A 19,231-nucleotide genomic window follows, 5' to 3' on the forward strand; every position below is an offset into this window, starting at 1 on the left:
CGTCATATTGGACTCTCACGGCGTGACCGTCCCTTCCCCTTGGTTCGTGGCCGAGTGGCCAGACGTGATCAATCTCGCTCGGCGATATTTCGATTCCCGAGACCAAATTGACGCCACCTGAAATAATTCTGCCGTCGACAACCGCTGCCGCGGCGCGCTCGCCATCTATCGCGGGTGTCGGCCAACCTCTTCACCTGCCGATCAGAGCCGCTCGGCGACGTCATCTGTGAACTCGCACCCGAGGGGACCCATGAAGCACTTGATCCTCGGCGCCGCGCTGTGCGGCGCCGCGCTGGGGTTGGCCGCTGCGGCCAACGCCGCCGACGAAGACAACTACGACTTCCTCTACGGCTCAACCAACGCGTTGATCCTGGGCCCGACCGGAATCCCGACACCGAATGCCGCCTACATCAGCGACGCACTCAACCTGTACCTCGAGCCGAACGGGTATGAGGGCACTCCCGCGTCGACGCTGGCACTGACCACACCGGAATCCAACGACTTCTTCCAGAGCGTCCCGCAGGGCGAATCCATCCTCGTCAACGCGGTCCTTGCCGACTACGCCGCCGGCGACATGGATTGCGACGCCTCCGGCGCGTGCAGCGACCCGCTGACCATTTTCACCTACTCGCAAAGCAGCCTGGTGGCCGCCCTCGCCGAACAGCAACTCGCCGAAGCCGGCGTCCCCAGCGACGCGCTGCGTTTCGTCATGCTCGGCGCCAACACCACCGTCGTCCCCAACGACCTGTACCCGACCGAGGTGTACAACATTCACGGCGACGCCTACGCCGAACCCGGCGTCTTAGGCACAAGTTGGCAGGACCTCATGCTCGGGTTGGAACTCCACGAGGCCTACCTCGGGTTGACGCCAGCCGAAATCGACGCGGCCACAACGACAGTCGACGGATTGACCACGATCAACGACATTCCGACACTGACCTCCACCGAATTGTGGGATGCGCTGCTCAACGCGCTCAGCGCCGCGTGATACACGGGCGCCGCAGTGAGCCAAGCGGCGCCGGGCAGCGTCAAGGATCAGCCGATGTAACTCTCAAGCACCGTCCGACGTCATCCGGACCTTGTGGGGCGGGCGGGGCTCGAACCCGCGACCAACGGATTATGAGTCCGCGGCTCTAACCGACTGAGCTACCGCCCCCGGCACTAACCAGCGACCATGAGATTAGCGCCCGCGCGGCGCACTGACGACACACGGTGGTGTGCTCGACGCGCCCCGTCCCGCAGACCACGGTCGTCCTTCGGACCGCTGATCAAGAGTCAGCGGTTACGCCTCGGGAGGCCTGGGCAGGTCGAGGCCGGCCAACCGGACCGGGTCGGCGATCGACACGATGCCCACCAGGCGGCCGTCTCGGACCGTGCACGCCATCAGGCTCAGCGGCCGCCCGGTCGGGCCCCAGCCCAGGATTCCGGGTTCGCCGTTGACCAGGACGCGACGTGCGGTGATGCGCGCCCCCTGACCCCGGCGGACCGCCTCCACGACCTCGCCGGATCCGCTCGTGACGGTGACGCCGCGGGCCGTGTGCCGGCGCCAGGTGACATCGGGAGCGAGTATCCGCAGCAGGGCGTCGAAGTCGCCCAACTGGGCGGCCGACAGGAAGGCATCAACGACCTCGCGCTGCTCACGCCGATCCCCCGCCGGCTGCGGAACACCCCGGACCTTGCGGCGGGCCCGGCTGGCCAGCATCTTGGCGGCATCGGCCGATTTCCCGATGATCGGCCCGATCTCGGCGAACGGGACGGCGAACATGTCGTGCAACACGAACGCAAGCCGTTCATCGGGACGCAACGACCCCAGCACGACCAGCAGCGCCAGCCCGACCGAATCCGATAACACCGCAACGTCTTCTGGCGTGTCCTGGTCATCGGTAACGACGAGTTCGGGCAGGTCGTCGTCGATCGAGACCTCGGGGGGTCGCGCGGCGCGCGCCCGCAGGGTGTCGATGCAGATGCGACTGATCACGGTCGTCAACCACCCGGGCAGGTTGTCGATCGCCTCCAGATCCTGGCGGGACAACCGCAGCCACGCCTCCTGGACCACGTCTTCGGCGTCGGATCGCGAGCCCAGCACCCGGTGCGCCAACGTGAGCAGGCGACGGCGCTGCTGCTCGAAAGCTTCCGCCAACTGGGTCTCGGGGGTCATCGGTTACCTCTCGCGGTCCTGGTCCGTCATAGGTAATGACGAACCGCACCCGACCGAGGTAACCACGAAGGAGTACTACATGAACACCGCGCTGTGGATCATCGCCGCCGTCGTCGCCACCGGGTTTGTTGCCGGCGGCGCCGCCCTGCTGCTGCTGCCGAAGGAGAAGTACCGGGCATTGGGCGCCAACCAGCACTGGGTCGACGACTTCGGGGGCAGTCATCTCAAGGCCATCGGGACCCTCAAGCTGATCGGCGCGATCGGCCTGGTGCTTCCCGCGGCCGTCGGCGTGGCACCGCTGCTGGTACCGATCGCCGCGTGCGGGCTGATGCTGTTCATGGCCGGGGCCGCCACAATCAGGTTGCGTCGCAGCGAGTGGGGCTACCTGGGCGGCGACATCGTCTTTATCGCCCTGTTCGCGTTCCTGGCCTGGGGCCGGTTCGCCCTGCAGCCGTTCGCCTGAACTCGCCGCGCCATCGCACGGGCACGAGCATCGGCACCTCGGTGCGGTACTGCTCATAGTCCTCGCCCAGCGCCCCGACCAGATCGTGCTCCTCGAGCTGCAGCGCGATCAGGATGAAGCCGGTGGCGGCGGCCGCGAACAGCAGGTGGCCGGCGGTCATGGTGGGCGTGGCCCAGAACGCGATCACGAACCCCAGCATCAGCGGGTGCCGCACCACCCGGTACAGCGCCCGGGTCTGAAAGCCGACATGGTTGTACGGCTCTCCGCGCGACGCCAGGTACACCTGGCGCAGCCCGAACAGGTCCAGGTGGCTGATCATGAACGTCGACGCCAAAGCTATCGCCCAGCCGATCCAGAACAGTCCCCACAGCACCGTGCGCTCCGCCGGCACCGTCAGGTTCCACAGGGTCGCCGGGATTGGCCGCCACTGCCAGAACAGCAGGGCCAGAACCAGATTCGAGGCCAGAACGTAGGTGCTGCGCTCGATGCTCTCGGGCACCACTCGGGTCCACCATCGCTTGAACGCCGGACGCGCCATCACGCTGTGCTGCACCGCGAACAGCGCCACCAGCGCGACGTCGATGACGATCGCCAACCCCACCGGCGCCGGCGGGCCGTGGTCCACGCTGCGCGGCACGACGAAGTCGCCGACGAAGCCGACCAGGTACAGGAAGACCACGAGGAAGACCAGATAGTTGAACACCCCGTATGCGAGTGCGAGAAAGCGGGCCATGACGGCCTCCCAAGGTGAGGAATACTCCATCGTAGCCCCGGTAACGCCCAGCTCAATAGGGGTTTTGCCTGGCCAATTGAGAACCGCCCAGCAGCACATGCTTACCATCCCAGAATGACTGCGGAAACGTTCGTCACCCACGCGCCCGGCGATGTGCGCATCATCGCCGACCGCCATGGGGACCCCGACGCCCGCGCTGTGGTGTTCCTGCACGGCGGCGGCCAGACCCGTCGTTCCTGGGGCCGGGCCGCGGCGGCGGTGGCCGAGCGTGGCTGGCAGGCCGTCACCGTCGACCTGCGCGGGCACGGCGAATCGGATTGGGCGGCCGAGGGAGACTACCGGTTGGTCAGCTTCGCCACCGACATCCACGAGGTGCTACGCACCCTGCCGCCGGATCCGGTGTTGGTGGGCGCCTCGCTGGGTGGGTGCGCCGCGATGCTGCTCTGCGGCGAACTGGCGCCCGGGGCCGCCAGCGCGGTGGTGCTGGTCGACATCGTGCCCAATATGGACACCTCCGGCGCGGAACGGGTGCAGGCGTTCATGGCCGAGAACATGGAGTCCGGCTTCGACTCCCTCGACGAGGTCGCCGACGCGATCGCCGCCTACAACCCGCACCGGCCCCGCCCCACTGACCTCACCGGGCTCACCGCCAACCTGCGCCGCCGCGGCGATCGCTGGTACTGGCACTGGGATCCGCAGTTCATCAGCGGCCCCGAGCACCAGGGGCCGATGGAGATCCACGACGTCGAGCGTCTTAACGCCGCGGTGCAGGCCATCCTCGACGGCGGCGTGCCGATGCTGCTGGTGCGCGGCCAACTCAGCGACCTGGTCAGCGCGGGCAGCGCCGAAGCGTTTTTGGCCCGATTCCCCCAGGTGGAGTTCATCGATGTCGCCGGCGCCGGCCACATGGTCGCCGGGGACCGCAACGACATCTTCGCCGACGCCGTCCTGGGTTTTTTGGCCCGCCACGGCGACGGCGTCAGCTGAACACGGTTTGGCCGTCGGCATCCAGCAGGTAGCGCTCGGTGCCCTCGGCCACCCGCGGGGCGTCGGCGCCCAGCGCGACCGCGATCTTGTTGCCCGCGTTGCGCATCACGTCCAGGGTCAGTTCGACGGCCTGTTCGTCGCTGAAGTGCCGGCGTACCCCGGCAGCCACCTCGGCGTCGATGTGCGCCGGTGTCCAGATCAGGGCGTCGACGTAGCGCAGCGCCGCCTTCTGCGCCTCGCTGAGCAGCTCCGAGTCCTCGAACCGCTCGATCTGGCCGTAGAGCGACTCGGATCCGCCGGCATCCAGGGCGGTGGTCTCCCGCAGCGATTTGCACAGGCGGCAATTGTGCTGGGCCGCACCCCGCAACCGCACCACCTCAGAGGTCACCTCGTCCAGGGATCGCAGGCGCGCCACGGCCGGCATGAAGCCGTTGAACAGCACCTCAGCCGGATGGCCCGAGGGATCCGAGGCAACCGGGGGCGGTGGCACCGCCACCCCGAGCGCATCCAGGCCGGCCAGCACCCGTGGCACGAAGTCGGCGAGGAAGATCCGTACCACGGCATCAAAGGTGGCGTCCCCCAACGCCTCCCGCAGCCGGGCGCGCTGCGCGTCGGTGATCATCGAGACGTCGACCCGGAATTGCTCGGCGAACTCGGCCACCGCGGGATCTGCGTCGGCGGCCGCCTCGCCCGACCACGCCGCCAACCGGTACAGCTCATCGAAAACGTCCATCCCAAGGATTATGGCCGCAACCGCAATAGGCTGAAAGCCATGCGCGTCGTCGTCATCACCAACCACGGGCCGCCGTCGGTGCTGCAGGTACAGGATCGCCCCGATCCCCCGCCGCCCGCCCGCGGCCAGGTGCGGATCGCGGTGCGCGCGGCGGGCGTGAACTTCGCCGACCACCTCGCCCGGGTCGGGCTGTATCCCGAAGCGCCGAAGCTGCCCGCGGTGGTCGGCTACGAGGTGGCCGGAACCATCGAAGCGGTCGGAGAGGGCGTTGATAAGGCCCGCGTCGGCGAGCGGGTACTGGCCGGCACCCGGTTCGGCGGCTACGCCGAGATCGTCAACGCCAGCGCCGCCGACACGGTGCCGCTTCCCGGGGCGATGAGCTTCGAGCAGGGCGCTGCGATACCGGTGAATTACGCGACGGCCTGGGCGGCCTTGCACGGCTACGGTTCCCTGCGTGCTGGAGAGCGGGTGTTGGTGCACGCCGCGGCCGGCGGGGTCGGGATCGCGGTGATCCAGCTGGCCAAGGCCGCCGGCGCGATCGTGCACGGCACCGCATCGCCGGGCAAGCACGATCAGCTCACCGCGTTGGGCATCGACCGCGCCATCGACTACCGCCGCACCGGCTGGTGGAATGGCCTGCCACCCTATGACCTGGTGCTCGACGCGCTCGGCGGCACCTCGGTGCGGCGATCATTCGCGTTGCTGCGGCCCGGCGGACGGCTGGTGGCCTACGGCCTGTCGTCGCTGCAGCAGGGCGAGAAGCGGTCACTGCGGCGGGCGGCACCCCAGGCGCTGGCGATGCTGCGCGGCTTCAGCCTGCTCAAGCAGATGGAGGAATCCAAGACCGTCATCGGCCTGAACATGTTGCGGCTGTGGGACGATCGCGGCACGCTCGAACCCTGGATCGCCCCACTGTCACAGGCGCTGGCCAACGGGACCGCGGCACCGCTGGTTCATGCGGCGGTGCCGTTCGCCGAAGCTGCGGAGGCGCACCGCATTCTGGCAGCGCGAGAAAACGTCGGCAAGGTGGTGCTGGTGCCCTGAGCTCACAGAGTGCGGGCCAGTCGCTGCGCCAGCAGCTCGGCGAACCGCGCCGGATCCTCCAGCGACCCGCCCTCGGCCAACAGCGCTGTGCCGTAGAGCAACTCCGCGGCCTCGGCCAGCCCGGCATCCTCGGCCCGCTCGCTGTGCGCCTGGCGCAGACCGGTGATCAGCGGATGGCCCGGGTTCAGTTCGAGGATGCGCTTGCCGACCGGCACCTCCTGACCGTTGGCGCGATAGATGCGCGCCAACGCCGGGGTCATCTCGAAGGTGTCGGTGATCAGGCAGGCCGGGGACTCGGTCAGCCGGGTGGACAGCCGCACCTCTTTGACGTGGTCGGTCAGGATCTGCTTTAGCCAGGCGATCAGCTCGGCGAAATCCTTCTCCTGCTCTTTGCGCTCGGCCTCGTGCGCGGTCTTGTCCTCCTCGGAATCCAGATCCACCTCGCCCTTGGCCGTCGACTGCAGCGGCTTGCCGTCGAATTCGGTGACCGTGTTCACCCACACCTCGTCGACCGGGTCGGTGAGCAGCAGCACCTCATAGCCCTTGGCCTTGAACGCTTCCAGGTGCGGTGATTTCAGCAGTTGCTGGCGGGACTCACCGGTGGCGTAGAAGATCTGTTCCTGGCCGTCTTTCATGCGTTCGACGTACTCGGCCAAGGTGGTCGGCTCGGAGTCACTGTGCGTCGAGGCGAAGGAGCTGATCGCCAGCAGCGTCTCTTGATTGTCGAAGTCGGAGAGCAGTCCTTCTTTGACGACGCGGCCGAACTCGGTCCAGAACGTGCGGTAGTCCTCCGGGCGCTGCGCCTGCAGTTCCTTGATGGTGGACAGCACCTTCTTGGTCAGCCGCCGGCGAATCGCGTTGATCTGGCGGTCCTGCTGCAGGATCTCCCGGGAGACGTTGAGCGACATGTCCGCGGCGTCGACGACGCCCTTGACGAAGCGCAGGTACTCGGGCATCAGCTGGTCGCAGTCGCCCATGATGAACACCCGCTTGACGTAGAGCTGCACCCCGACGTGGGCGTCCCGGTTGAACAGGTCGAACGGGGCGTGCGACGGGATGAACAACAGCGCCTGGTATTCGAAAGTGCCCTCGGCCTTCATCGCGATGACCTCGAGCGGGTCGTCCCAGGCATGCGCGATGTGCTTGTAGAACTCGTTGTATTCCTCTTGCGAGACCTCGTCTTTGGGCCGCGCCCACAGCGCCTGCATCGAGTTCAGCGTCGCGGTCTCCACGGTCACGGTCTCCCCGCCGCCCTCTGCTTCTGCGTCTTGCGGGACCCGGCGCTCGACCTGCATGCGGATCGGCCAGGCGATGAAGTCGGAGTACTTCTTGACCAGGCTCCGGATCGTCCACTCCGCGGTGTAGTCGTGCAGCTCGTCCTCGGTGTCTTCGGGCTTGAGGTGCAAGGTGATCGACGTACCCTGCGGCGCATCCTCAACCGGTTCGATGGTGTAGGTGCCGTCACCGCTGGATTCCCACCGGATGGCTTCGCTCTGCCCAGCCTTGTGGGTGAGCATCTCGACCCGGTCGGCGACCATGAACACCGAGTAGAACCCGATGCCGAACTGCCCGATCAGTTCCTCCGAGGCCTGCGCATTCTTGGCTTCCCGCAGCTGCTGGCGCAGCTCAGCGGTGCCGGACTTAGCTAGGGTGCCGATCAGGTCCACCACCTCCTCGCGCGACATGCCGATGCCGTTGTCGCGGACGGTCAGGGTGCGGGCCGCCTTGTCGACCTCGATCTCGATGTGCAGGTCGGAGGTGTCGACTTCGAGGTCCTTGTTGCGGAACGCCTCGAGCCGCAGCTTGTCCAGTGCGTCGGAGGCATTCGAGATGAGCTCCCGCAGGAATGCGTCCTTGTTGGAGTAGACCGAGTGGACCATCAAATCCAGCAGCTGACGGGCCTCAGCCTGAAACTCCAGCTGCTCCACACGCGCGTTCATTGAGATCTTCCCTCCTCGATGATTGACACCAGCCCGGCGACCCGGTTCAGTGACCATCATGATGGACGCCTCGGCTTCGGATTCAGCCACCGCATCCCGCGACATCGTCCTGGGCATGTGGCAGGCGCTGGCGCGACATGATTGGGACGCGCTCAAGACCTTCTTGGCCCCCGATTGCCTCTACGTCGATATGCCGATGCCGGCAGCGGCGGCGCGCGGCCCCGAGGACATCGTCAAACGGCTCCGGTTGCTGTTTGACCGGCTGGCCGACTACCGGCACCACGGCGGTCAGTTGGTGTCGAACGGTCCGGATGTCATGTACGAGCACTCCGAGACGTGGATATTCCCGACCGGTGAGCAGGGCACCCTGCGGTTCGCCACCGTGCATCGGGTTGTCGACGGGAAAATCACGGTGTGGAAAGACTATTGGGACTACGGCAGTGTGCTGGCCTTCGCGCCGCCCAACTACCTCGAGAACCTTGCCACCGAGGACATGTCCTGGATATGCGACGCCACCGAGCTGGTCTGAACCCCTGCTATCACTGCGCCTGACTCACCGACGACATGTGGAAGTCGGGGATCCGCAGTGAGGGCATCACCGCCCGCGTCGCCCAGTCGCCCCACTCCCGCGGCAGCGTCGGTTCGGCGATACCGGCCTGGGTGGCCCGGCGCAGCAGGTCCAGCGGGCTCTCGTTGAACCGGAAATTGTTCACCGCCGCCCTCACCTGGCCGTCCTCGACCAGATAGACGCCGTCACGGGTCAGCCCGGTCAGCAGCAGCGTGGTCGGGTCGACCTCGCGGATGTACCACAGCGTGGTCAGCAGCAGCCCGCGCTCGGTGGAGGCGATCATCTCGTCCATGCTGGCCGAACCGCCCGTCATCAGCAGGTTGTCGGCGGGCAGCGCGACGGGGGCACCGAACTCCGCGGCCGCGGCCCGCGGGTAGGCCAGCGCGTTGATCACCCCGCCGCGGATCCAGTCCACGCAGCCGATGTCCAGGCCGTTGTCGAACACCGATACCGTTTCCGAGGAGGTGCCGGTCGCCACAAACGGCGCACACTCGAGTCCGAAGGCGTGTGGGTCGGAATACAGGGTCAACGGCAGATCGGACAGACGCTCTCCCACCCGGGTCCCGCCGCCGGGCGCCGACAGGGCGGTACGGCCCTCCTGGGCGCCGCGGCCACTCATCGTCCAGCCCAGGTAGATCATCATGTCGGCCACGGTCGACGGTGGCATCAACGTCTCATAACGCCCGGCGGGCAGTTCGACGCTGCGCGCCGCCCACCCCAGCCGCCTCGACAACTGTTCCAGCAGCGAATCGCAGCGCACATCAACGAAATCCGGTGTGCTGACCCCGGCCCATGCGCTGGCGCGAGCGCGTTTGGCATTGATCTCCACCGTCCCGGTGGGCTGGGTGAAGCGGCGCCGCAGCCCGGTCGAGGACGCCAAGAACGTCGTCGCCACCTCGTGTCGGGCGAAGCCGTACAACTGGTCGGCCCCGCGGAAGCCTCGGCTCAGCGACGCCGCCAGGCCGGCGAAGACCTCGGCCCCGGTCTCCGGTGCGTCGGCGTCCCAGTCATCCGGCATACCGCTGCCGCCCACCAGCTCTGCGGCGTCGCGGGCTTCCGGCGCACCCGCGGCGGCCTCCGCCGAGGCCGCCACCAGCTCGGGAATCAGCGCGGGGTCCACCTCCGCCGAGCACAGCGAGCCGACCCGGGGCCCCTCATCGTCGCGGGCGATCGTGACCACCGTGGTGGTCCGGCTGCTCGAGACCCCGTTGGTGGTCATCGAGTTTCCCGCCCACCGCAGTGACGCCTCGGTGCGGTCGGTGACCAGCACGATGGTCTCGGTGTCGGTGCCGGCGTGCCGGCCGCTGCCCGCGGCGTCCAGGGCAAGGTCGATCACCTGCTGCGCCGGAATCATTGCCTGCCCCCCTCGGCCCGCGTGTTGAGCACGTTGATCCCGCGGAACAGCGCCGACGGGCAGCCGTGGCTGACCGCAGCCACCTGGCCGGGCTGGGCCTTGCCGCAGTTGAACGCCCCGCCCAGCCGCCATGTCGCGGCGCCGCCGACGGCCTCCATCGCGTTCCAGAAATCAGTGGTGGTCGCCTGATAGGCCACGTCACGCAGCTGCCCGTCGAGCCGGCCGTCGCGGATCCGGAAGAACCGCTGCCCGGTGAACTGAAAGTTGTAGCGCTGCATGTCGATCGACCACGATCGATCCCCGACGATGTAAATGCCGTCGTCGACCCGGGAGATCAGGTCGGCAGTGGACACGTCCTCGGTGCCCGGCTGCAGCGAGACATTGGCCATCCGTTGGATCGGAACATGGTGCGGCGAGTCGGCATACGAGCAGCCGTTGGAGCGGGCCTGACCCAATCTCGGCGCGAACACCCGGTCCAGCTGGTAGCCGACGAACAGGCCGTCGCGCACCAGGTTCCAGCTCTGCGCGGCCACCCCTTCGTCGTCGTAGCCGATGCTGGCCAGGCCATAGGGCACCGTGCGGTCGGCGGTCACGTTCATCACCGGCGAGCCGTAGCGCAACGTGCCGAGCTTGTCCGGGGTGGCGAACGACGTGCCGGCGTAGGCTGCCTCGTAGCCGATCGCCCGGTCGTATTCGGTTGCGTGCCCGATGGATTCGTGGATGGTCAGCCACAGGTTGGTCGGATCGATCACCAGATCCGTCGGCCCGGCCGTCACGCTGGGGGCTTTCATCTTCTCGGCCAGCAGCAGCGGCAGCTGGGCCAGCTCCGCCGACCAATCCCACACCTCGTCGCCGGCCACCGCCTCCCAGCCCTGCGCGGTCGGCGGGGCCAGTGTGCGCATCGAGTCGAAACCGTCCGCTCCGACGGTGACCGCCTCGCAGACCGGCATCAGCCGTACCCGCTGCTGGGTGATCGACGACCCGAAGGTGTCGGCGTAGAACGTCTGTTCTTTGACCGCGGTCAGCGCAGCGGTGACGTGGTGCACCCCGTCGGCGGCCAGCAGCCGCCCGGAGTAGTCCTCCAGCACGTCGATCTTGTCGGCGGTGGGCACGTCGAACGGGTCGATGCGATAGTCCGACACCCAGCTCGCGTCGCGGTAGACCGGCTCGGCGGCCAACTCGACGCGTTCCCGGTTGAGGGCGCCCAGCGTGCGGGCCACCTGCACGGCCCGGCGTGCGGTGTCGGCGGCCACCCCCGGCGCCAGTTCGGCATGTGAGGCGAAGCCCCAGGTGCCGTCGACGATCACCCGGACCGCGCACCCGAGTTCGCGGTTGACGACGGAGGTCTCCAACTCGCCGTCGCGCAACCGGACGATCTCGGTCGCGATCCGGTGAATCCGCAGGTCGGCATGCTCGGCGCCGGCAGCTCTGGCCGCCGACAAGGCGGCATCGGCCAGCTCGTGGCGGGGCAGGGCCAGAAAATCGGCATCGATCCCCCGGTTCGGTGTCACCGGTCCACGGTAACGAGCGGTTTTAATACCTGCATGGCAGACTCGCCGCGCCGCTCGACCTCGCTGGCCTACGCGTTGCTGGCGCCCAGCCTGTTCGGGGTGGTGGCGTTCCTGTTGCTGCCGATGCTGGTGGTGGTATGGCTGAGTCTGCACCGCTGGGACCTGCTGGGGCCGATCAGCTATGTCGGCACCGACAACTGGCGCTCGGTGCTGACCGATCCGGTGTTCGGCAATTCACTTGCGGTGACGGTGCTTTTCGTGGCGATCGCCGTGCCGGTCCAGACCGCGCTGGGGCTGGGGGTGGCGGTGTTGCTGGCCCGTGAGTTGCCCGGCAGCGGTGCGTTCCGCACCATCTACGTGCTGCCCTGGATCTGCGCGCCGCTGGCGATCGCGGTGCTGTGGCGCTGGATCCTGAGCCCCACCGACGGCGCGGTGAGCACCGTGCTGGGGCATCGCATCGAATGGTTGACCGACCCCGGGTTGGCGCTGCCGGTGACCTCGGCGGTGGTGGTGTGGACCAACGTCGGCTACGTCGCCCTGTTCTTCTTGGCCGGCATCCTGGCCATTCCCACCCAGGTGCTCGCAGCGGCGCGCATCGACGGGGCCACCGGCTGGCAGCGGTTCTGGCGGGTCACGTTGCCGATGCTGCGACCCACCATGTTCTTCGTCCTGGTCACCGGCGTGGTCAGTGCGGCGCAGGTGTTCGACACCGTGTACGCGCTCACCGGGGGCGGCCCCGCGGGTCGCACCGACCTGATCGCACACCGCATCTACGACGAAGCGTTCGGGGCGGCAGCGATCGGACGGGCAGCGGTGATGGCGCTGGTGCTGTTCGCGGTGCTGGTCGGTGTCACGGTGGTGCAGCAGCTGTCATTGGGACGGCGGGTCAGCTATGACCTCACGTAACGCCGGCGTCTACACGCTGCTGACGCTCGGCGCGTTGATCACCCTGGCGCCGTTCGGACTGGGGTTGTTGACGTCGTTCACCCCGGCCCGCCAGTTCGCCACTGGCACTCCGCTGGCGTGGCCCGATCCCCCGACCCTGGACAACTACGCCGATCTGGGCGGGGCGGGGTTCGGCCGCGCGGCCGCGGTGACCACGCTGATGACAGCGGTGATCGTGCTGGGACAGCTGAGCTTTTCGGTGCTGGCGGCGTATGCATTCGCCCGGCTGGACTTCCCGGGCCGCGACAAGCTGTTCTGGGTGTATGTGGCCACCTTGATGGTGCCGGCCACCGTGACGGTGGTGCCGCTGTACCTGATGATGGCGCAGCTGGGTCTGCGCAACACGTTCTGGGCGTTGGTGCTGCCGTTCGTCTTCGGCTCCCCATACGCGATTTTCCTGTTGCGGCAGTATTTCCGGGCCGTCCCCGACGACCTGGTGAACGCCGCGCGTCTCGACGGCGCGAACACCCTGGACGTGATCGTGCACGTGATGGTGCCGGCCAGCCGGCCGATCCTGGTCACCCTCGGACTGATCACCGTGGTCTCGCAATGGAACAACTTCATGTGGCCGTTGGTGATCACCAGCGGCGACAAGTGGCGGGTGCTGACGGTGGCCACCGCAGCGCTGCAGTCGCGCTACAACGCGCAGTGGACGCTGGTGATGGCGGCGACCACGGTCGCGATGATCCCGTTGATCGTGATGTTCGTGGCGTTCCAGCGCCGGATCGTGGCCTCGATCGTCGTCACAGGGATCAAATGAGTCGGCCACGGTTCTCCACCCTGTTCGCGATCGCGGTCGTCGCAGTGGCCGCGCTGTTCGGCCTGGCGGCGGTGCTGCTCGATCACGCCGCGACCCGCTCGGCCGGCGGCAAGACGGTGGTGACGGTGCGATTGTGGGACGAGCAGGTCGCGGCGGCCTACCGGCAGTCCTTCGCGGCGTTCAACCGCACCCACCCCGACATCGACGTGCGCGTCAACGTCGTCTCCTACGCCAGCTACTTCGACACGCTGCGCACCGACGTCGCCGGCGGCGGCGCCGACGACATCTTCTGGCTCTCCGACGCCTACCTGGCCGGCTATGCCGACAGCGGGCGGCTGATGAAAATCGATGCGGTCGGGGCGGATTGGGAGCCGTCGGTGGTCAATCAGTTCACCCGGGACGGGACGCTGTGGGCGGTGCCGCAGCTCACCGACGCCGGTATCGCGCTCTACTACAACGCGGACCTGCTGGCCGCCGCCGGAGTCGATCCCGCCCGGTTGACGCAGCTGCGCTGGGATCCACACGGCCGCAACGACACCCTGCGACCGCTTCTGGCCGAGCTCACGCGCGACGTTGCCGGGCGCAGCGCAGCCACACCGGGATTCGACCAGCGCCGGATCCGGCAGTGGGGCTACAACGCCGCCAACGACCCGCAGGGCATCTACCTGAACTTCATCGGATCAGCCGGCGGGGTGTTCCAGCGCGACGACGAGTTCGCCTTCGACAACCCGGCGGCGGCGGCCGCGTTCGACTACTTGGTGCAGTTGATCAATGCCGACCACGTGGCGCCGCCGGCCTCGGACACCAACACCAACGGCGACTTCTCCCGCAACCAGTTCCTGGCCGGCAAGATGGCGCTGTTCCAATCCGGCACCTACAACCTGGCGGCCGTCGCCGAGCAGGCCGCGTTCCATTGGGGCGTGGCGATGCTGCCGGTCGGACCGGCCGGTCGGGTCAGCGTCACCAACGGGATCGCCGCCGCCGGCAACGCCGCCTCACCTCACCCGGAGGCGGTGCGAACAGTGTTGTCCTGGCTGGGCGGCCGCGAAGGGAACCAATACGTCGGCCGGCAGGGGGCGGCGATCCCGGCGGTGCTCAGCGCCCAGCCCGTCTACTTCGACTACTGGGCGCACCGCGGGGTCGATGTCACCCCGTTCTTCGCGGTGCTCGCCGGCCCGCGCATCCCCGCTCCGGGTGGCTTCGAGGGGTTTCCGGCCGGCAACCAGGCGATCAAACCCTATTTCGACGAGATGTTTTTGGGCCGCGCCGATGTCGCCGCCACGTTGCGTAAGGCTCAAGACGCCGCGAACGCGGCAGCGCGTCGGTAGCGACCTCGCCATGACCCCGAGATTGCAACCATGCAGGAAAATTCGCGAAATCACCTGCGCCGATGCAATCTCGGGGTGAGGGTGCCCCGCCACCCCCGGGACCGCAGTGCGCGGTAGACGCGGTCGATCACTTCGTCGGGCCGGTCTTCGGCGATCACCTTGATATTGAGCCAGCCCAGCTGGGGCAGCTTGCGCTGGCGGCGTTCACCGCGGACGTACTCACGGCGGTCGGTGCGGTGTTGATCCCCGTCGTACTCGGCAGCGACGCGAAACTCCTCCCACCCCATGTCGAGCATGGCGAACAGCTGGTAGTTGATGTGGACCGGGATCTGGGTGGTCGGGGTCGGGAACCCCGCATCAATCAGCAGCAGCCGCAACCAACTCTCTTTCAGCGATGCCGCACCGCCGTCGACCAGTGGCAGCAGTTCCCGAAGCTGCTGCAATCCCCTGGCCCCGGGATACCGCTCGGCGAGCATCAGAACATGCTCGGGTTCGAACGGCGTCGCCCGCATCAATGCATCCATCCGGGCCAGGGCCTGCCCGCGTGGCAGGTGGCGCCCCATGTCAAAAGCGGTGCGGGCAGGCGTGGTGACACGGATACCCCGGACAACAGTCACCTCGTCATCGGCGAACGTCTCGTTGCGTGTCATCACTCCGCTCGGTGGCCGGCCGTTACACAGCAACATCTCGATCACCACATCGTCGTCGACCCAGCGCGCTCCATGCAGTGCGGAGGCCGCGACACCGGCGATGACTCCGCGCCGACGCGACCACAGCCAAGCGCCTTCGATCCGGTCCCGCAACGTGGGGACCGGCTGGTCTGCAGGCAGGTAGACGTCGGGAAAGATGCGTCGGCACCGCCCCAGCCGATGCCGGGAGACCATGCCCTGGGCGACGGCTTCGCTGCCGAGAAATGTCCTCATACCCGGCGAGCATGCACGTGGGCACCGACAACTCGCCGAGATTGCAACCATGCAGGGAAATCGGCCGGGAAACCTGCGTGAGTGCAATCTCGCGACGAGCGGAGGGAAGGCGACGAGCAGAGGGAAGGCGACGAGCGGAGGGAAGGCGACGAGCGGAGGGGGAAGGGGGCGAGCAGGGGAAGGCGACGGGAAGGCCCGTTAGCCGGCGGTGGTCAGCACCGTCAGCTCGAGCGCCAGCCCGGCACCGCACACCCCGGCGACCAGCGTCAGCGCCACAGCATCGGCGAGCCCCGGCCGCGACGGCAGCGCCGAAATCTGGCCCACTCCACCACGAGCAGTGATCGCATCGCCCATCTCGTCGGCGCGGCGCAGCGTCACGGTGATGGCCGCGGTGATCAAATCGATCGCCTCGCGCGCCCAGCGGCGCCGGCGTTCCCGGCGGGTACGCGGCCGCGTCCTGGGCCGCAGCCGGCGGGCGGCGTAGAGCACCCGGAATTCGTCGATCAGCATCGGAAATGCGCGCAGCGCCAATGCCAGCGCAACGGCCCACTCGTCCACCGGGATTCGCAGCAGGCGCAGCGGCCGGCCCAAAGTGGCCACTGCCGGCGCGATTTCAGCGACGTTGGTGGTCCACGACACCATCGCCCCCAGTCCCAGCAGCACGATCGACAGGGCGGTGATCCGCAGGAAGTTCAGCAGCCCGCCCAGGCCGGCCGGTTCACCGCCGGCCATGGCGGCGGTGGCACCGCCGACCACCAGCAGCACCCACAGCCAGCGCGGCACCGACGGCAGGGCGCCGCGCGGAATGCGGGCGACCCGGGCCGCGGTGAACACCAGCAGCGCCACCGCGCCGATCGTTAACCAGCCCGGGTAGAAGGTCAGCAGCACCGAGATAGCGAAAACAACGAACAGCTTGGTCCCGGCCCACAATCGGTGCACCGCGGAGTCACCGGGCACCGGACGCAGCAGCACCACCGGACGCGGAGTTCGACGGGGCCGGTTGGTCATGCCGCACCCGCCGGTGCCGGCAGCAGCACGCCGTTCTGCAGGTGCAGCGTGCGCGGGCACAACTCCCCTAGCCCGGCGAAGTCATGGGAGATGACCACCACGGTCAGGCCGGTCTCGCGCCGCAGGTCCTCCAGGAGCCGCAGCAGCCCGTGCCGGCTGGTGGCATCCAGACCGGCGAGCGGTTCGTCGAGGATCAGGGCCCGCGGCGAGCGGGCCAACAAGCCCGCCAGCACCAGCCGGCGCATCTGGCCGCCGCTGAGTTGGTCGATGCGCCGACCCGCCAGCGCCGCATCCAGTCCAACGGCCGCCAGCGCGGCACTGACCCGGGCGTGATCGTGCGGCGAGAAGCCGGCCGCCGAGGCCACCTCCAGGCCGACATGGCTGCGCATCAGCTGCAGCCGGGCCGCCTGGAACGACAAGGCGACCGCCCCGACCTGTTCGTCGGCGGGACGACCCCCGAGCAGGCAGCTGCCGACGGTCGGTGTCGTCAGGCCGGCCATGATCCAGGCCAGCGTGGACTTGCCAGAACCGTTGCCGCCGTGGATCAGCAAGCCGTCGCCCTCGTCGACAGTGAAGCTGATGTCACGCAGTGCGGTCTTGGCCCACGGGGTGCCGCTGCCGTATTCGTGCCCGACGCCGGCGAGTTCCAGTACCGGCGGGCCGGAGCGGCCCGGCGCGACGCCGGAGGGCGCTACCGGCACGTCAGCGGTCTCGACCATGGCGGTGTTGTCCGGCGAGCCGGACAGGTCGATGGTTCGGTCCGCGCTGCCGACCTCGTCGTTGTAGTGGGTGATGTGCACCAGCGCGGTGCTGTGCCGTTCAGATAGCCCCGAAAGCACTCCCAGCAGGACCTCACGCCCCTGCGGATCCACCATGCTGGTGACCTCGTCGGCGATCAGCAGGGCCGGTTCGCGGGCCAGCGCCGCGGCCACCGCCAGCCGCTGCAGCTCACCGCCGGACAGGCCGCCGGTGTCGCGCTCGGCGAAACCGGATAGACCGACCTCGTCCAGGAGCCGGTCGATGTCGATGGTGGTGCCCGGCGGCAGGCCCCACACCACATCGTCGGCAACCCGAGTGCCCAGCACCTGGCTCTCCGGATGCTGCATGACCACCGCGGTGCCGCCGGGGGCGCCCAGGCCCACCGCGCCGGGGCGCTCGACGGTGCCCGCGGTGGGTGCCCGCCCGGCCAGTAGCAGCATCAGGGTGGTCTTGCCCGACCCGTTGGCGCCGGTGACCGCGACATGTTCGCCCGCTTGTACTTCCAGGCTCACCGGCCCCAGCGCGTCGTGGCGGGTCTGCGGGTAGCGGAACCGCACCTGACCCAGGCGCACCGGTACCGGCGCGATGGGGCCGCTCTCGGCGGTCAGGTCCAGTTTGTGTACGTCGGGCACGCCGCGCAGCCGGTCGAGCACCCGGGACAAGGCCCAGAAGCCCAGCAGGGAGACGATCATCACGCCGACCGTTGTCTGCGCCAGGAGCAGCAGGTGCCAGTAGCGCAGCAGCACGCCGAGAAATCCGGTGAGGTCGGCAGCGGCCCGCTGGAATTCGGGCAGCGGAACCTTGGCCATGGCGGCCGCGACGCCGTGCACATTGGCGGTGATCGCATCGAAGATCAGGTGGCGCAGCCGCGACAGCACGGCCAGCGACGCCACCACGCCGGCACCGAAGATTGCGCCGGCCACCGCCGAGGCCAGGATCACGGTCGGCAGACCGCGACGGTGGCGTTTGATGACACCGGTCAGCCCGCCGATGTAGGCGCAGTTCACCACCGTCATGAAGCCGCCCATGCCCGCGATCAGGAAGGCGATGGTCGCGGCGGCCACCGTGGCGGCGATCAGCACCCGGATCCGGTAGCGGTAGGCCAGCAGGCCCATCGGCACCGTGCCGAGCAGCGCCAATCCGCCGGCAAAGGGCACCACGACCGCGATGATCGCCGTCGCCGCGCACAACGCCGCCATCACCGCGGCCTGCGCGATCTCGACCGGTTGCATAGACCGAGTCCAGACTCGGGTCTGGCCCTGGCCGGTCTTCGTCACCTGTCGATTCTGCCAGCCGATCCCGACAGCACCCGTTTCGCTTCACCGACCGAGTTCATCCACTTCCTTCCACCGTTGTGCAATACTCGCGCGATGGCAGCCCCCGTCCACGCCAGCCTGGGAGCCGACCTGCTCAGCGTCGTCGCCCGACTCAATCGGGTGGCCACCCAGCGGGTCGCCCTGCCGATCCCCGGTGCGCAGGCCCGACTGCTGTCGACCATCGAGGATCTCGACGAGGCCCGCATCTCCGAATTGGCCGCGGTCGACCACTGCTCGCAGCCGACGATGACCACCCAGGTGCGCCGGCTCGAGGACGCCGGCCTGACCACGCGTACGACCGACCCGCAGGACGCCCGCGCCGTGCTGATCCGGATCACCGATAAAGGGGTGCGCACGCTCGACCAGGTCCGCCGGGACCGGGCCGCGGCGATCGATCCGGAGTTGGACCGCCTCTCTGCTGAGGACCGCCGGACGCTCGCCGACGCGGTCGAGGTGCTGCGCCGCTTCCTGGCCGACACCGCTCCGGCCAGACCGCTGCGCTGACGCCGATCACGGGCCCGCCCGGGTCGGCGCCATCGGACCAGCGGAGATTCGGCTGAGATGTTTCCAGCCTGGTCCGGTTTTCGAATATGCTCATGGCGGCATCGGCTCGAAGCGACCCCAGGCCTCCCGCCGCCCCGGCGGCTCCTGCACTGGGCCGGCGGTCTTCGGGGGAAGGACATCCGTGGCGGACAGATTGG

Annotated in this window: 17 protein-coding genes, 1 tRNA gene and 1 pseudogene; 9 read left to right on the forward strand and 10 right to left on the reverse strand. The window is 68.4% G+C overall.

The genetic code is table 11. The annotated features are described in order from the left end of the window. Positions 1 to 250 precede the first annotated feature (250 nt). Positions 251 to 988, forward strand: a complete 738-nt coding sequence (locus AC5Y4Q_RS14375; RefSeq protein WP_064921993.1) for a PE-PPE domain-containing protein — start codon at positions 251 to 253, stop codon at positions 986 to 988. A 94-nt stretch (positions 989 to 1,082) separates the two neighbouring features. Here the strand turns inward: AC5Y4Q_RS14375 and AC5Y4Q_RS14380 are convergent. Then, positions 1,083 to 1,156 (reverse strand) — tRNA-Ile (locus tag AC5Y4Q_RS14380). Between the two features lie 126 nt (positions 1,157 to 1,282). Further along, positions 1,283 to 2,158, reverse strand: a complete 876-nt coding sequence (locus AC5Y4Q_RS14385; RefSeq protein ID WP_065019217.1) for a sigma-70 family RNA polymerase sigma factor — start codon at positions 2,156 to 2,158, stop codon at positions 1,283 to 1,285. A gap of 79 nt (positions 2,159 to 2,237) precedes the next feature. Between AC5Y4Q_RS14385 and AC5Y4Q_RS14390 the strand changes: the two genes are divergently transcribed. Beyond that, on the forward strand, positions 2,238 to 2,621 hold the full coding sequence (locus AC5Y4Q_RS14390) for a DoxX family protein (protein WP_065019218.1): 384 nt from the start codon (positions 2,238 to 2,240) through the stop codon (positions 2,619 to 2,621). Here the strand turns inward: AC5Y4Q_RS14390 and mddA are convergent. Then, on the reverse strand, positions 2,563 to 3,354 hold the full coding sequence (gene mddA, locus AC5Y4Q_RS14395; protein ID WP_064921996.1) for a methanethiol S-methyltransferase: 792 nt from the start codon (positions 3,352 to 3,354) through the stop codon (positions 2,563 to 2,565). The two genes, AC5Y4Q_RS14390 and mddA, sit on opposite strands and share 59 nt — an antisense overlap. Before the next feature lie 114 nt (positions 3,355 to 3,468). Between mddA and AC5Y4Q_RS14400 the strand changes: the two genes are divergently transcribed. Next, positions 3,469 to 4,341: an alpha/beta fold hydrolase gene (locus AC5Y4Q_RS14400; protein ID WP_064921997.1), complete on the forward strand. Its 873-nt coding sequence runs from the start codon at positions 3,469 to 3,471 to the stop codon at positions 4,339 to 4,341. On the opposite strand, the pseudogene AC5Y4Q_RS14405 reads toward AC5Y4Q_RS14400, so the two are convergent. Then, a pseudogene (locus AC5Y4Q_RS14405) lies at positions 4,334 to 5,008 on the reverse strand (carboxymuconolactone decarboxylase family protein); the annotation flags it as partial. The gene AC5Y4Q_RS14400 and the pseudogene AC5Y4Q_RS14405 overlap by 8 nt on opposite strands. Before the next feature lie 105 nt (positions 5,009 to 5,113). Between AC5Y4Q_RS14405 and AC5Y4Q_RS14410 the strand changes: the two are divergent. After that, positions 5,114 to 6,118, forward strand: coding sequence for a synaptic vesicle VAT-1 family membrane protein (locus AC5Y4Q_RS14410; protein ID WP_065019220.1), 1,005 nt, complete (start codon positions 5,114 to 5,116; stop codon positions 6,116 to 6,118). Positions 6,119 to 6,120: 2 nt separating this feature from the next. On the opposite strand, the gene htpG is transcribed toward AC5Y4Q_RS14410, so the two are convergent. Continuing rightward, positions 6,121 to 8,058 (reverse strand): molecular chaperone HtpG, encoded by a 1,938-nt coding sequence (gene htpG, locus AC5Y4Q_RS14415; protein WP_065019221.1) that lies wholly within the window; start codon positions 8,056 to 8,058, stop codon positions 6,121 to 6,123. 58 nt (positions 8,059 to 8,116) lie between these two features. On the opposite strand from htpG, the gene AC5Y4Q_RS14420 reads away from it, so the two are divergent. Continuing rightward, positions 8,117 to 8,587 (forward strand): nuclear transport factor 2 family protein, encoded by a 471-nt coding sequence (locus AC5Y4Q_RS14420; RefSeq protein ID WP_234786447.1) that lies wholly within the window; start codon positions 8,117 to 8,119, stop codon positions 8,585 to 8,587. A 10-nt stretch (positions 8,588 to 8,597) separates the two neighbouring features. On the opposite strand, the gene AC5Y4Q_RS14425 is transcribed toward AC5Y4Q_RS14420, so the two are convergent. Next, entirely contained in the window at positions 8,598 to 9,980 is a 1,383-nt protein-coding gene (locus AC5Y4Q_RS14425) for a metallopeptidase TldD-related protein (protein ID WP_064922001.1), read from the reverse strand. After that, positions 9,977 to 11,491 carry a TldD/PmbA family protein gene (locus tag AC5Y4Q_RS14430; RefSeq protein WP_065019222.1) on the reverse strand — a complete coding sequence of 505 codons (1,515 nt, stop codon included), beginning with the start codon at positions 11,489 to 11,491 and terminating at the stop codon, positions 9,977 to 9,979. The genes AC5Y4Q_RS14425 and AC5Y4Q_RS14430 overlap by 4 nt, the downstream gene beginning before the upstream one ends. 33 nt (positions 11,492 to 11,524) lie before the next feature. Here AC5Y4Q_RS14430 and AC5Y4Q_RS14435 point away from each other — a divergent pair, with 33 nt between their 5' ends. Genes AC5Y4Q_RS14435 through AC5Y4Q_RS14445 form a run of 3 tightly spaced genes read left to right on the forward strand, consistent with a single transcriptional unit; the run spans position 11,525 to position 14,524 of the window. Then, positions 11,525 to 12,397, forward strand: coding sequence for a carbohydrate ABC transporter permease (locus AC5Y4Q_RS14435; RefSeq protein WP_065019223.1), 873 nt, complete (start codon positions 11,525 to 11,527; stop codon positions 12,395 to 12,397). Next, positions 12,384 to 13,196, forward strand: a complete 813-nt coding sequence (locus tag AC5Y4Q_RS14440; protein ID WP_064922004.1) for a carbohydrate ABC transporter permease — start codon at positions 12,384 to 12,386, stop codon at positions 13,194 to 13,196. Before AC5Y4Q_RS14435 ends, AC5Y4Q_RS14440 begins: the two co-directional genes overlap by 14 nt. Beyond that, positions 13,193 to 14,524, forward strand: coding sequence for an ABC transporter substrate-binding protein (locus AC5Y4Q_RS14445; protein WP_064922005.1), 1,332 nt, complete (start codon positions 13,193 to 13,195; stop codon positions 14,522 to 14,524). Before AC5Y4Q_RS14440 ends, AC5Y4Q_RS14445 begins: the two co-directional genes overlap by 4 nt. Positions 14,525 to 14,574: 50 nt before the next feature. On the opposite strand, the gene AC5Y4Q_RS14450 is transcribed toward AC5Y4Q_RS14445, so the two are convergent. From AC5Y4Q_RS14450 to AC5Y4Q_RS14460, 3 genes are all read right to left on the reverse strand, one after another. Next, positions 14,575 to 15,447, reverse strand: a complete 873-nt coding sequence (locus AC5Y4Q_RS14450) for a type IV toxin-antitoxin system AbiEi family antitoxin (protein ID WP_125224837.1) — start codon at positions 15,445 to 15,447, stop codon at positions 14,575 to 14,577. A 198-nt stretch (positions 15,448 to 15,645) separates the two neighbouring features. After that, the gene (locus AC5Y4Q_RS14455) at positions 15,646 to 16,455 is read right to left on the reverse strand and encodes a CbiQ family ECF transporter T component (protein ID WP_499959398.1); all 810 of its coding nucleotides are present in this window, start codon (positions 16,453 to 16,455) and stop codon (positions 15,646 to 15,648) included. Next, on the reverse strand, positions 16,452 to 18,446 hold the full coding sequence (locus AC5Y4Q_RS14460) for an ATP-binding cassette domain-containing protein (protein WP_064922007.1): 1,995 nt from the start codon (positions 18,444 to 18,446) through the stop codon (positions 16,452 to 16,454). The genes AC5Y4Q_RS14455 and AC5Y4Q_RS14460 overlap by 4 nt, the downstream gene beginning before the upstream one ends. Positions 18,447 to 18,584: 138 nt before the next feature. Here AC5Y4Q_RS14460 and AC5Y4Q_RS14465 point away from each other — a divergent pair, with 138 nt between their 5' ends. Then, entirely contained in the window at positions 18,585 to 19,034 is a 450-nt protein-coding gene (locus AC5Y4Q_RS14465) for a MarR family winged helix-turn-helix transcriptional regulator (RefSeq protein WP_064922008.1), read from the forward strand. Positions 19,035 to 19,231: the final 197 nt, after the last annotated feature.

Source organism: Mycobacterium sp. NGS16, assembly GCF_059813225.1.

What these genes read in the sequence shown, in the direction of transcription:
- AC5Y4Q_RS14455 (WP_499959398.1), bottom strand. Translation starts at nt 16,455, where the DNA reads ATGACCAACCGGCCCCGTCGAACTCCGCGTCCGGTGGTGCTGCTGCGT.
- AC5Y4Q_RS14385 (WP_065019217.1), bottom strand. Translation starts at nt 2,158, where the DNA reads ATGACCCCCGAGACCCAGTTGGCGGAAGCTTTCGAGCAGCAGCGCCGT.
- AC5Y4Q_RS14410 (WP_065019220.1), top strand. Translation starts at nt 5,114, where the DNA reads ATGCGCGTCGTCGTCATCACCAACCACGGGCCGCCGTCGGTGCTGCAG.
- AC5Y4Q_RS14435 (WP_065019223.1), top strand. Translation starts at nt 11,525, where the DNA reads ATGGCAGACTCGCCGCGCCGCTCGACCTCGCTGGCCTACGCGTTGCTG.
- AC5Y4Q_RS14425 (WP_064922001.1), bottom strand. Translation starts at nt 9,980, where the DNA reads ATGATTCCGGCGCAGCAGGTGATCGACCTTGCCCTGGACGCCGCGGGC.
- mddA (WP_064921996.1), bottom strand. Translation starts at nt 3,354, where the DNA reads ATGGCCCGCTTTCTCGCACTCGCATACGGGGTGTTCAACTATCTGGTC.
- htpG (WP_065019221.1), bottom strand. Translation starts at nt 8,058, where the DNA reads ATGAACGCGCGTGTGGAGCAGCTGGAGTTTCAGGCTGAGGCCCGTCAG.
- AC5Y4Q_RS14420 (WP_234786447.1), top strand. Translation starts at nt 8,117, where the DNA reads ATGATGGACGCCTCGGCTTCGGATTCAGCCACCGCATCCCGCGACATC.
- AC5Y4Q_RS14460 (WP_064922007.1), bottom strand. Translation starts at nt 18,446, where the DNA reads ATGCAACCGGTCGAGATCGCGCAGGCCGCGGTGATGGCGGCGTTGTGC.
- AC5Y4Q_RS14450 (WP_125224837.1), bottom strand. Translation starts at nt 15,447, where the DNA reads ATGAGGACATTTCTCGGCAGCGAAGCCGTCGCCCAGGGCATGGTCTCC.
- AC5Y4Q_RS14390 (WP_065019218.1), top strand. Translation starts at nt 2,238, where the DNA reads ATGAACACCGCGCTGTGGATCATCGCCGCCGTCGTCGCCACCGGGTTT.
- AC5Y4Q_RS14400 (WP_064921997.1), top strand. Translation starts at nt 3,469, where the DNA reads ATGACTGCGGAAACGTTCGTCACCCACGCGCCCGGCGATGTGCGCATC.
- AC5Y4Q_RS14445 (WP_064922005.1), top strand. Translation starts at nt 13,193, where the DNA reads ATGAGTCGGCCACGGTTCTCCACCCTGTTCGCGATCGCGGTCGTCGCA.
- AC5Y4Q_RS14465 (WP_064922008.1), top strand. Translation starts at nt 18,585, where the DNA reads ATGGCAGCCCCCGTCCACGCCAGCCTGGGAGCCGACCTGCTCAGCGTC.
- AC5Y4Q_RS14375 (WP_064921993.1), top strand. Translation starts at nt 251, where the DNA reads ATGAAGCACTTGATCCTCGGCGCCGCGCTGTGCGGCGCCGCGCTGGGG.
- AC5Y4Q_RS14440 (WP_064922004.1), top strand. Translation starts at nt 12,384, where the DNA reads ATGACCTCACGTAACGCCGGCGTCTACACGCTGCTGACGCTCGGCGCG.